The 12755-nt window shown below is 35.9% G+C and carries 12 protein-coding genes; 4 read left to right on the forward strand and 8 right to left on the reverse strand.

The features are described from left to right. Positions 1-107: 107 nt before the first annotated feature. Positions 108-362 (reverse strand): helix-turn-helix domain-containing protein, encoded by a 255-nt coding sequence (locus ACI6MV_RS09675; protein WP_407270083.1) that lies wholly within the window; start codon positions 360-362, stop codon positions 108-110. A gap of 573 nt (positions 363-935) precedes the next feature. Here ACI6MV_RS09675 and ACI6MV_RS09680 point away from each other — a divergent pair. The 4 genes from ACI6MV_RS09680 to ACI6MV_RS09695 all read left to right on the forward strand — a co-directional run bounded on the left by ACI6MV_RS09680 (position 936) and on the right by ACI6MV_RS09695 (position 6236). Further along, positions 936-2762, forward strand: coding sequence for an ATP-dependent nuclease (locus ACI6MV_RS09680; protein WP_407270084.1), 1827 nt, complete (start codon positions 936-938; stop codon positions 2760-2762). Positions 2763-2776: 14 nt separating this feature from the next. After that, complete coding sequence (locus tag ACI6MV_RS09685) at positions 2777-3448, forward strand: DUF4145 domain-containing protein (RefSeq protein ID WP_407270085.1); 672 nt, start codon at positions 2777-2779, stop codon at positions 3446-3448. Between the two features lie 555 nt (positions 3449-4003). Further along, positions 4004-5911: a DEAD/DEAH box helicase gene (locus ACI6MV_RS09690; protein WP_407270086.1), complete on the forward strand. Its 1908-nt coding sequence runs from the start codon at positions 4004-4006 to the stop codon at positions 5909-5911. 1 nt (position 5912) lies between these two features. Further along, complete coding sequence (locus ACI6MV_RS09695; protein ID WP_407270087.1) at positions 5913-6236, forward strand: hypothetical protein; 324 nt, start codon at positions 5913-5915, stop codon at positions 6234-6236. A 192-nt stretch (positions 6237-6428) separates the two neighbouring features. On the opposite strand, the gene ACI6MV_RS09700 is transcribed toward ACI6MV_RS09695, so the two are convergent. The 7 genes from ACI6MV_RS09700 to ACI6MV_RS09730 form a co-directional block, all read right to left on the reverse strand. Then, complete coding sequence (locus ACI6MV_RS09700; RefSeq protein ID WP_407270114.1) at positions 6429-6725, reverse strand: DnaD domain protein; 297 nt, start codon at positions 6723-6725, stop codon at positions 6429-6431. A 211-nt stretch (positions 6726-6936) separates the two neighbouring features. After that, entirely contained in the window at positions 6937-7836 is a 900-nt protein-coding gene (locus ACI6MV_RS09705; protein WP_407270088.1) for an ROK family protein, read from the reverse strand. Then, on the reverse strand, positions 7837-8529 hold the full coding sequence (locus ACI6MV_RS09710; protein ID WP_407270089.1) for a copper homeostasis protein CutC: 693 nt from the start codon (positions 8527-8529) through the stop codon (positions 7837-7839). Next, the gene (locus tag ACI6MV_RS09715; RefSeq protein WP_407270090.1) at positions 8522-9874 is read right to left on the reverse strand and encodes a M17 family metallopeptidase; all 1353 of its coding nucleotides are present in this window, start codon (positions 9872-9874) and stop codon (positions 8522-8524) included. The genes ACI6MV_RS09710 and ACI6MV_RS09715 overlap by 8 nt, the downstream gene beginning before the upstream one ends. Before the next feature lie 12 nt (positions 9875-9886). After that, positions 9887-10855, reverse strand: a complete 969-nt coding sequence (locus tag ACI6MV_RS09720) for an ABC transporter ATP-binding protein (RefSeq protein ID WP_407270091.1) — start codon at positions 10853-10855, stop codon at positions 9887-9889. Next, the gene (locus tag ACI6MV_RS09725; RefSeq protein ID WP_407270092.1) at positions 10842-11834 is read right to left on the reverse strand and encodes an ABC transporter ATP-binding protein; all 993 of its coding nucleotides are present in this window, start codon (positions 11832-11834) and stop codon (positions 10842-10844) included. The genes ACI6MV_RS09720 and ACI6MV_RS09725 overlap by 14 nt, the downstream gene beginning before the upstream one ends. Before the next feature lie 15 nt (positions 11835-11849). Then, the gene (locus ACI6MV_RS09730) at positions 11850-12746 is read right to left on the reverse strand and encodes an ABC transporter permease (RefSeq protein ID WP_407270093.1); all 897 of its coding nucleotides are present in this window, start codon (positions 12744-12746) and stop codon (positions 11850-11852) included. Between the last annotated feature and the right edge of the window lie 9 nt (positions 12747-12755).

Here is a 12755-nt window from a genome sequence, read left to right on the forward strand (position 1 = left end):
TGGTGTGGTTGATAGAGAATGGTATGAAAATCTCGTGGGACAAATGACAACGGGTAGCAGGCGGGTGTGTTATGGAGAACTATGCAGATTTGTCTGGTGTTTTCTTATCAATCTAGTTGCTCATCAAAGTCATTGGTGACATCATTGATCGATGCATGGAAATCTTGTACGTCAATTTTTAATGCCAAGATCAATCTATTAATAGTAGAATGATACGTGTCCGTTTCAGACCACTCAATTCTAGAAAGGGTTTCATAACTAATACCAGCTTGGAATGCAGCTTCTTCCATCGTCATGCCACATTGCTTCCGAGCTTTCCGGATGTATTTACCAACTCTAAGCACAAACACATGATTATCCAAAGCAATCTCCCTCTCACCAACAATTATCTAACTAGCGAGAAAGATGCACCATGTCACATCTGACACATTTGAGGAATTTCTATTAAAAGTATGGGTGGTAGTGTTGGGTTTTGCCACAGGCTATTGGTGGTTTGGGATAGATTGATAGATTAAACATTGTTATTTATATATAGGGGATCAAAATAACTTTAAAAAAGCGAAGATTTACTTTAACGGGGTTAACGTCCTTCTTTACCAAAGTTAAATTCTTAAAGAGAGGAATAGTGTTGTTTACTTCGTAAACTTAATAAGGCTTTTCAAAATAATTACGCTTTATATTAAAGAAGGGGTATCCAGTATCTAAATGAAGTACTGAAGAATTATAAAATAGTTAATCTATAACTATAATTATTAGAAAAGTGAAACTTTTCTATTAATTAATTCGTATGATAAAAGTGACATATTGTTTTAAGGTTATTAAATTCATACTTACACTAAGAAAGGAGAACTGATAGTTTATTCCGAACATTAATATAGCATCTGTCAAAAATTTAGTTGAATAAAAATAAATGTTTATAAATGGAGGATAATAAATTGAAAATACTTAAGGTAGAAATTGATAATTTTCGTAGTTTGGATGAAGTATCAATTTCATTTGTCAATGATCTAATGTGTATTGTTGGAAGGAATGACGTCGGGAAATCTACTTTTATTAAAGCGATGGAAACCTTTTTTTCAGGACGAACCTTCGCAGATAATGACTTCCCCTTTAATGCACCTGAAGATACTCCCTCTCAGATCACAATACATTTTTCAACAGATAACGAATCGTTAAGCGATTTTACAGAAGGTGGAATCATTGTAATACGACATACATACAGAAAGAATGCTTCTAGAATTACTAGATTGATAGAATGCTCAAAGAAATTTGTTGCACCACCTTCAAGTGATATTGCTGCGTATTCGAGTCTTAAGAAGTTGGGCATAAGTCTAGGTGTATCCTTTCCTAATAAGAAACCAGATGATGAAGAAATTAAAGAACTTGAGGAATCGGTTATCCAGAGAATAAAGGAATTAGAAGGAAGTAGTCACTGGGTTGATATCACAAGTAACTGGACAGATATTAGGGAGCATTTACCTGATTTAATAGTTGTACCTGCCGCACAGGATCCTGAAACAGAACAAAAAATGACATCTGATTCTTCTGCATTCGGAAGTTTGTTTAGAGTGGGACTAAGAAAGTTAATACAACATGATACTGAAGGTAAAGAAGCTGTATCTGTTTTAGAATCAAAGATGAACAAGATCAATGGAGATATTCTGAACATTGTTGAAGAGAAACTGTTAATGCAAGGGTCTACATTTAAACTATCACAGGTTTCGAACCCTTTAGATGTAGCTAAGAGTTTTTCATTTCAAATGGATATCGAGGACGAATATGGTGTTAAAACCCCATTATCACAACGAGGAAATGGACTACAGAGATCTGTTTTAATGGCTATTATTCGTGCGCAAAGCGATATAAACAAGCAAATAAAGCAGATGGAGAGCCAGGATGGTACTGAGGCTCAAGAAGGTACAGGAAGATACTTTTATTTAATAGAGGAGCCAGAAGCATTTTTGCACTTGTCTGCTCAAAGAGAACTATATTACTCAATAAAAGAACTTATACAAGATGGAAGTCAGGCACTTATTACTACACATTCAACTTTTTTTATGGATGAAGGAGACGTTGACCAGGTAGTATTATTACACAGAGAAGAAGGGACGACATCTGCAACACAGGCATTAGACATCGAGGAAGTAAAACAAGACATTGGAGAAATTGTACAGGTTAGTCAGCTAATGACGGGCAAAGTATGCTGCTTGGTTGAGGGTGTGGCAGATACTAATGCATTTAGAGAATGGTTTAAAATACTTGGTTACAATCACAAGGAACTAGGAATTTATTTTGTTGATATGAAGGGGTGCCAAAACGCGGAGTATTATGCAAATGTAAAAGTCATTAAGGATTTTAATGTGAAATTCTTAATTATTCTTGATACAGATTTTCATAGTGCTGAAAGGGTGGAAACTCTGAAAAGGGTCCTAATTAATGAATATAATGTAAAAGAATATCAGATTAATATATTGGGAAAAGGAGAAATAGAAAATTATTTTCCTATAAATAAAGTGGAACAAATCCTTTGCTTACCTGAAAATAGTATTGATATAGAAGCATATTCACAAGATCCTAAGGAAGCAATGAAACTTGCTAAAACACAATCAGGTGAAGGTGCAAGAAAATATATAGAGAGTCGCGATTCTAGTAAAATTGCTCAAGCGATGTCAATAAAAGATATTGACACTGAGATTGTGGATGTTGTGAATCAGATGGTAAAGGTTGCAGGTGGACACGTTGTCGAAGGCCAGTCCAACTAACAGGAGGGATAATTTTGACCAAAGAAACAGTAACAGAAGAAGTTATATTTTGTTTTCATTGTGGTAATAAAACTAAAATGAAATTGGAAGGAGAATGTTTATATCAAATAAAAGATCAAATAGAAATAGGTGATTATTTACATGGAATCACATTTAATGATAATTACCTTATTTTCATATGCCCGGTTTGCCATAATGCCACAATAAAGAAAGTTCATACTAATAGTGAGGATACTGATTTTGATGGTTCACCTATAGTCACTGAAGATATCTTATACCCACATATCGAGGTGAATATGACTTATTTACCTAAGAACATACAAAAAGCTTATGAATCAGCACTGAAAGTTAAAAATATCGACAATGCAATCTCCGCGATCTCATTAAGAAGAACACTGGAGATGGTATGTAAAGATAAAGGTGAAACACAAGGTAATCTATATAATAAGTTGAAAAACCTATCAGACAAGGGAATATTGCCAGCAATATTGGATGAGATGGCACAAATTCTGAAAGATGTCGGGAATGCAGCGGCTCATGCTGATGATATTGATTTTTCTGATAGTGTACTAGAAGCGCTACTTGAATTTACACAAACCATTTTAGATTATATCTATAAGCTACCAATAAGGCTTGAACGAGTACAAAGTCAATTGTTGGGTATTATGCCTAATAGACAAGTGTAAAGTAGGGTAACAACGTATCTTTACATTTTCACTAAGACAAATGAGTCATCTTTCCATAATCTAAGACATTAATCTTATACACGAGAATAAAGGTCTTTTTTAAATGAAAAATACTTCCCTTTAGTAGACATATAAATATTTTAGAATCTGTCTACCTAAAGGGCATATCAACATACATCTAAAACCTATCGAAGCACAGATGATATCCAAGGCTGTAGATATTCGTTCGAGTAGCTATCGATACTACCAAAACACAATAGGTTCACCGATAAAAAATACAAGCATTATAATGAATTACTATATAGGAAGTGGGAGAGGCGCAAGACTATAAGTAGTTTGTTGAGAGTGGTGATTTAAGTGTGTGAACCTCGGACCTGAGTGTCTCAATATAACAAAATTCGGGAAGTGACAGGACCTCAGATCAATCAGATCATTAAAAAAGATCCATTATGTTAAGAAAAATAAGGATAGTTACTGTCTAACTTTGTCGAAACGGTAGTAAATATCTGCTACAAAAGTGATAATATAGGTAATGTTCATAGGGGAGGTACTATAATGCACGACTTTGATATTAATTACTTCGTCAATTCTGAACCGAGTATCTTGGATAATGATTCAGAAGAAGGTCTTAGACAAGCTCAATATGATTCTTATGTAGAAATAGCTCGACATTTCTTAATGGAGAAATCAAAAGAACATGCTATAGTTGTTTTACCAACAGGAGCAGGGAAAACTGGTGTAATGGCCACAGCTCCTTATGGTTTATCTCAAGGAAGAGTATTGATTATTACTCCTCAACTAGTGATAAAAGATCATGTAGTAGATTCATTAGACTCATCTTCTGCAAATAACTTTTGGCTTAAATACGGTATTTTCCAGGAGTTTGACGAATTGCCACAAGTATTAGAATACGATAATGACACTCGTGATGAGGAATTAGAAGAAAGTAACATAGTTATATTAAACATACATAAGCTATCTTCTAAGTACAGGAACTCACTATTGAGAAAAGTAGAGAGTGATTTTTTCGATATGATAATCATAGATGAAGCGCATCATTCTCCTGCAGAAACTTGGCAAAAGTCAATAGAATATTTTTCTGAAGCAAAAATATTAAAATTGACGGGGACCCCTTTCAGAGCTGATCGTAAACCTATTGAAGGTAAAGTTATTATTAATTATAGGCTAGGTAAGGCTATGCAAGAAGGAATTGTAAAAACTCTGAAGCAGTTCACAATCATTCCTGAAGAATTATATTTAACAATAGACGGAGATACGACTAAGAAGTATACTATCGAAGAACTAATCGAGAAAGGTATAAAGGATAGTAACTATACGACGCGTTCCGTTGCCCTTTCCCCTGAATGTAATAAACAAATAATTGAAGCGAGTATAGACGAATTAAACGAAAAGATCGATGTTCAAAGCCCGCTACCACATAAAATCATAGCAGTTTGTTGTAGTATTGAGCACGCTGAACAGGTAAAGGCACTTTATGAAGAAAAGGGGCTTTCTGTAGCATTGGTGCACAGTGATTTAAATAGGAATGAACGAAGTGAAAACCTAAGGCGAATAGAAAGCCATCAAGTACAAGTGGTAATCCATGTAGCGATGTTAGGAGAAGGCTACGATCATCCATATCTTTCTGTAGCTGCTATTTTTAGACCCTTTAGAAGCCTGGCCCCATACTCGCAATTCATAGGTCGTATACTACGAAAGATACCAACACACGAATCTTCTAATGCATATGATAATATTGGATCAGTAATAGCTCATCAAGAGTTGAATTTGGAGCCGCTTTGGAAAGAGTATCAAGAAGAACTAGATTTTAGTGAAATGATAAATTCTGTTAAAAAATCTGAAAAAGAAGAAAAAGACCTTGAAAAAAAATTGCGATATGGCAAAGACGTAGATAAATCAACTGGTGCTGTAGAAGTGTTAGGTGAACCTGCTAAAGAAGAAGAATATTATGAATTTACGCAGGCAGCTAAGGAATATGAGGAATATGAACAAGAAATAAAAGAAACAGTTGAAGAACTAAGAAAAGCATTACCTCAGAAAACGGATAAAGAACTTAGACGACTAGCGAAAGAAAATAGTGGTAAACAAATGTTTAACCCATTATTGAAAAACCCTAAAAAATACCGTCGGCAGCTTAGAGACCGTTTTGACGCTCGTATTAAATATGAATTACCTGCAGAATTATTATCGGAGTTCCAACTAAAAAAAGAGGGGCGCGAATTAATAGAATTACCAATTAATCCAAGGCATAGTTGGGTTTTAAATAATGATCCTGATAATGCAGCTATCATCTCAAAATACTTAACTTCGTTGTTTAATGTTAAATATGGTAGTAGAAGTAATTGGAGAATCCCTGACTTCGAGCATGCACTAAATGAGATGGATGATACTGTTAATCATTTAAATATAATGATAAAATCTGTGATTAAAAGGAGGAAATAAAATGTTAGATGAATTATCAACTCAATTATTTGAAGCTGAAAACCTTAACCCAGTTTGGCCAAACGAGCTTTTAGAGTTATCCAAAGATACAGAGTACGATTCTGTTTTATTTAAAAAGGCGAATGATTTTCTTGAAGTAGAATTAAAGTTTCATGATGAAGGTCAGGAAATAATTCTTGAATATGTTTTTGATGAAGAAGATCTCCTGCAGTATGCTTATTTGAGTGAGCATGGAACAAAATCTACGGTGTTTGATAGACAATTACTCATTTCAGATATAAGAAGGAAGATAAAGAAAAACTTAGCAATGCAAAAAGTAGCCTGAATTATCTTGAGAGTCGGTTGGGTAAGTGATGAGTAGGTGGGACTACTGTCACTTACCGAAGTTTGTCATAATGTGTCGATGGGAACCTATGTAATAGAGTTTGTTGTGGGGGGTTGACGCTGAACATGTTAGAGCAATTGTACCAGTTTTAAAGAACATTTCGGTTGTTCTTTTGTAACTGATGTATGTGATTCAAATTTTGCTAATGTAGAGTGACGGTTCGTATAAATTTAAAAAGGTGATATATATGGAATTCAAGGGGAAAATTATACTTCTTATCAGGATCTTTTTTACATAACTCCAGGATAATTTATGATAGTCCACTGCTCGTTTCATTGCTTCCATCACTAAATCATCACCGGCTTCGGATAACCATTTTTCTAGCTCACTTCGCATGTATGGGTGGATTTTTCCAAAATGTTGTTCATAATACGTGACTGCTGCTGTTGTGGCATACTTAAGGTGTTCTTGTAAAAGGTTAGAGAATATAGGGGTTAATGACTCTTGGACCTAGTTCAGGTTTTATAGATCAAATAAAAGCTTTGCAAAATATAGGTTTTGAGGAAAATCAACATGATGGGCTTACCTTTTTCTCTTAAAACATTAAAAAAACAAATCATATTGGAAGCCCTTCTCACCAGTAATTACCTATATTTGTAAGTAACTGATTAGAAGGACTTCACTTCATTAACGCACATCATTAACCTTCCATAAAAATCAGCTGTGCGGCACCTATAATTCCGGCATCATTCTTTAGTTTGGCTACTTCGACTCTTAATGGATGGAATAATAAATTCTTTAGATTCTTATTTAGGTCTTCGAACCAATAGTTTGCAGAATGAGAGACTCCGCCACCGATAACTAGAATTTCCATATCAAATGCCGCTTGTAAGGAAGTTATACTTAAAGCCAAATCATATGTAAATTCATTTACAATGGCTGCAGCTGTATCATTATGTTCCTTAGACTGCATGAGTTCTTCGGGAGTCATATCCATATTTGCTTCGCGTATCCGTCTTGCCAGTGAATGTCCTGACACATATTGTTCCTGACAGCCTTTTCTTCCACATTTACAGGAATGTCCTTCCGGATACAATGTCATATGCCCGAACTCACCGACTGCACCATTGGGACCGTACAATATCTTCCCATCTATAATTACTCCTCCACCAACACCGGTTCCAAGAGTTAACATCAAAGCATTATTATATCCTTTTGCCGCTCCAAAAATAACCTCTGCCAATGCAGCGACATTCGCATCGTTTTCAACGATTACCGAAATATGAAATCTACTCTCTAGTTTTTGCTTTACTTCTGTTCCACTCCACCCTGGAAGGTTTTCACTAGCAAATTTAACACTACCTTTTTTTCTATCCACAAACCCAGGAGTACCTATTCCTATTGCTTTAATATCCGGATGCAAGGACATTACTTCATCAATCGCCTTTTCAAGACATTCATAGATTGGTTCTTGTGTAGGATATAGATATACTCTTTCTATATTGCCTGGTTGTAATTCATCTAGTACGCCAATTTTAATATTTGTACCGCCTAGGTCAACTCCTAATACTTTCACTTTTTTCACCTCGAATTGGACCATTTATCTATCTGATAGTATATGCTTAATTCCTTCTATAACCTTTTTATCGAAACCTTCTTCATAAGACAGATGCTTCCTGACCCCACTGCCAAAGTGATATTCATCAGCTTGGACTGTATTATGTAGTTCTTTTATATTCTCCAGTTTCATACCATTACCTGGCATGATAACTGGACCATTTAATTCATGCTGCAATTGAACTAGATTGCGAAGGTTTATCGCACCTGCAAGACAGCTTTCTGCTCCACCGGAGGTCAATACTCTCTTAATGTTGTCACGGTAAGATACTAGTGTTCGATAAGCTTCCATTTGGTCTTCCACCTCGTCAAATGCTCGATGAAAGGTTACATTTAGAAGAGGAAATTCTTTAAATATATAATCTAAAAAATTGGTATCTATTTTTCTATTCTGATCTAGCGCACCAACCACAATTCGATAATATCCTAAATCATATAACAAGTTGATATCCTCCATCATAGCTTCCTTATCAAATGCGTCATAATTAAAACCATAATTATGAGGTCTGACCATAATCTGAACTGGTATCTGCAAATTCTCCATTGTTCTTTTGATTATACCTAAGGACGGAGTCAAACCACCTAACTGAATTGCAGATACTAGCTCGAGTCTAATAGCTCCTAGTTTTTCAGCTGCTATTGCGTCTTTTTCATTTTCCACAATACATTCAATCATTCCAAATCTCCTCTTTAGCTGTGACTAGTTCATAAAGGATTTTTGTCCCGAATCCTGACGCCCCTGCATCAGCATCAGGGAAAAATTTAGATGTATTGGCCATATCAATATGAATCCATTTTGTCTTTGCTTCTACAAAATGTTCAATAAATAATGCTGCAGTTATTGATCCAGCAAAACTAGAGTTGCTCATATTGGATATATCCGCTACTTGACTCTTTAAGTACCTTTTATAATCTTTTTCCAATGGCATTGGCCACACATAATCGCCACTTTTTTGGCCATATACATAAGCTTTATAAGAAATATTGATATCGTTGCTGAAAACAGCCGCCATTTTAAGCCCAAGTGCCTGCCCTACATTTCCAGTCAACGTAGCGATATCTATAATACGGTTAACACCAAGCTGTTGCACATAGACTAGCGCATCAGCTATGATTAATCTTCCTTCCGCATCTGTGTTACCAACTTCTACGGTTGTACCATTTTTATACCGAATAACATCGGAAGGAAGATAGGCATGTGAACCAGAAACATTTACTATCAATGGTAGGACTGCTATAACGTGACATGCTATATCCATATCAGCAAGTAACTTCATCGCTCCTGTAACAGCTGCTGCTCCACCAAGATCCATTTTCATCTCTGCGATAGCTGCTCCTGTCTTAACATTTACCCCACCAGCATCAAAGGTTACACCTTTTCCAACCAGTGCAATTGGTTCTTCATCATTTGTTTTAAGTGTGAGTACAGCTACACATGGTTCATACTTACTGCCTCTTCCTACTGTATTAACCGCATAAAATCCTTCTTTTTCTAAATCCTCACTTGGTATAATATTGACTTCCACATTTGTATTTTTAAATAGTCTATCTAAGTAGGTTGCATAAGAACCAGGGTATAAGACATTAGCAGGTTCGTTACAAATGTCGCGCGCGACATGAACAGCCTCTGCAATTGTTTTCGCGTGAGAGGAGGCCTCTTTGAATTTATCAGGTATTTTTATAGTGATAGATTCTTTATCTTTATCAGAGTGATATTTATCAAATCTGTAATTAGACTTATAGAAGCCTTCCAGAAAAGCCTTTATGTCTATTTGTTCACAGTCTTTTTCGTCTAATTCAATATTTGTAATTGCTTTGTTTTCAACGAATGTATAACATTGCTCCCCAAGACTTACCCAGTCTTGTCTCCGAATATCTTCATATTGTGCATAACAAAGATATACTTCATCTATAAACACATCATAACAATGAAACATTTCCCCAAACGTTAATGTGCATCTTCTATTAAGTTTTTCTGGTAGATTATTTTTTTCCTTAAAAAATCTTACTTTTGCGTCCATTGAATTCTCCTATTAATTATATAGATGACAAGCAACTATTTGATTATCATCTACATGGATATTTTTCGGAATATCTTTTTTACAGATATCCATTGCAAGCGGGCACCGCGTATGGAACTTACACCCCGAAGGCGGATTTGACGCACTTGGAACTTCCCCTTTAAGGATTACTTTTTCCCTTTCCTGTTGACCAGGTTGAGGGATGGAGGAAAGAAGTGATTGTGTATATGGGTGTTTCGGATCCTTGAACAATTGGTCCTTATCAGCGACTTCTACTAGATCTCCTAGGTACATGACACCAATTCGATTACTTATATGCTCTACAACACTTAAATCATGAGAAATAAATAAATAGGTCAGGTTAAATTCTTCCTGAAGATCTACGAGCAAGTTAAGAACTTGTGATTGAATTGAAACATCCAGCGCCGATACCGCTTCATCTGCTATAATAAGTTCCGGGTTCAATATTAAAGAGCGAGCGATGCTTATACGCTGACGTTGTCCACCGCTAAACTCATGAGGATACTTATTTAAATGATCTTTACTTATTCCACATACCTCTAGGAGTTTTTTAGCCTTATCTAATTTCTCACCCTTAGACATCTTAGGATAATGAACTACTAAAGGTTCCATAACGATATCCTTTATTTTCATTCTTGGACTAAGTGATGCAAATGGATCCTGGAAAATCATTTGCATTCGTTTTCGATAGATCTTCCATTGCGAATCGGATAATTCTACCAAGTTCTGACCATCAAAAATGATTTCACCCTTATTGGCTTGAATCAATCCATTGATTAATCTTCCAGTAGTGGACTTTCCACATCCGGATTCACCAACAAGACCAAAAGTCTCTCCTTTTCTAATAGTGAAATTTAAACCATCCACTGCCCGGACATACCCTTTTGGCTTAAACCATTTTTTCCCTATTGGGAATTCTTTAGTTAAACCTTTAACTTCTATTAGATTACCCTGGCTCATAACCTACCTCCTTTTCTTTTGCTTCCAGCCAACACCTTGATTTTCCATAGTTGGATTCAAAAAGTTCCGGCTCTTCTTGGATGCATATATCCATAGCAAAGTCACACCTTGGAGCAAACTTACACCCTTTTGGCATATTACGGGGACTTGGAACAGTGCCTGGAATGGAGAATAGTTTTTTCTTGTTTTCACCAATTTTCGGTATAGATTTTATTAACCCTTTCGTGTAGGGGTGAGAAGCCTCTTCAAAAAGTTTGTCTACCGAAAGCTCTTCCATAACTCTACCCGCGTACATGACAATAACGCGATCGCAGATCTCAGACACCACGCCAAGGTCATGTGTAATAAAAAGTACCCCCATATTCGATTGCTCCTGGATTTCTTTTAGTAGATTCAAAATCTGTGCTTGAATCGTGACATCCAGAGCAGTAGTTGGCTCGTCGGCAATTAATAAAGAAGGGTGACAGGAAATCTGCATCGCAATCATAACTCTTTGCAGCATTCCACCTGATAGTTCGTGTGGGTAACCTCTCATGATATCCTCGGCACGCGGAATCCCGACAGATTCTAGTATAGATATTGCATGTGCTTTTGCTTTCTTTTTTGAATATTTCAAATGAAGCATGATGATTTCCATCATTTGTTTTCCAATTTTAACGACTGGATTCAAGGAGGTCATCGGTTCTTGAAATATCATGGATAATTCCTTGCCTCGATATTTCCGCATTTCTGCTTCTTTGAGAGAAAGGAGATCAACACCTTTATAATTAACTTCACCAGCCAACACTTTACCTGGAGTATCATGTAATAGTTGCATAATTGATAAAGATGTCACACTCTTTCCACTTCCAGATTCCCCTACTAATCCGACGATTTCTCCTTTATTCACTTCCAAATTCATACCATGCAGTACCTTTTGGATATTCCCATCGTTACTAAAACCTGTTTCTAAGTTAGAAATCTTTAAAAGTTGTTCCATATTGATACCTTCTTTCTAATCTCTTGTTTTAGGATCCAAGACATCCCTTAATCCATCACCAAGAATGTTAAAGGCAAGGACTGTCAGGAAAATCATTAACCCCGGGAAGAAAACGATATGAAAAGAAGTGCCGATATAGTCCCTTCCCATACTAAGCATCGCTCCCCAATCCGGTGAAGACAGTTCTGCACCAAGTCCTAGGAAACTTAAGCTCGCAGCAGAGAGAATAGCTGTTCCGACATTCATTGTGAAATAAACAATAATGACAGGGATTGTTTCAGGAAATATGTGTTTAAAAACAATCCTACTTTTACTAGCACCCATTGATTTTGCTGATTCAATAAATAATAATTCTTTAACTTCAAGCGTAGAGCTTCTGACAATCCTTGCGAAAGAAGGAATACTGAAAAACGAGATTGCAATAATTACATTCTGAAGACCAGGTCCTAGGATTGCTACAATTCCTATAGCTAAAATTAAATCTGGAAAAGCAAACAAAATGTCACATAACCTCATAATTGCTTTATCTATCCATTTCCCGAAAAAACCACTGACAAGTCCAAGGATTGTACCAACAAGTGCCCCGATTAATACTGCTGACACACTTACTGACAATGCAATTTGTGTACCGGCAATCACTCTTGATAACAAATCTCTTCCATATTCATCTGTACCAAATAAATTGGGCCAAGACGGAGAAGACAAAATATTGTTATAATCTGGCTCAGTATGGTCAAATGGTGTTATATATGGACCAACTATAACAAGCACAAGCAAAAATAGAATAAAATAAAGAGAATAGAAAGCGGGTTTCTTCTTTCTCAATAGTTTCCAGAACTCCAAGAAGCGGTTTTCAGTTTTTACCATGTTTTTTTCTTCATTTAGCATCTTTTTTTCTCGATTAATTTCCATCTAGAACAC

The organism is Radiobacillus sp. PE A8.2 (genome assembly GCF_045635475.1).
Lineage (GTDB): Bacteria > Bacillota > Bacilli > Bacillales > Amphibacillaceae > JBJGXI01.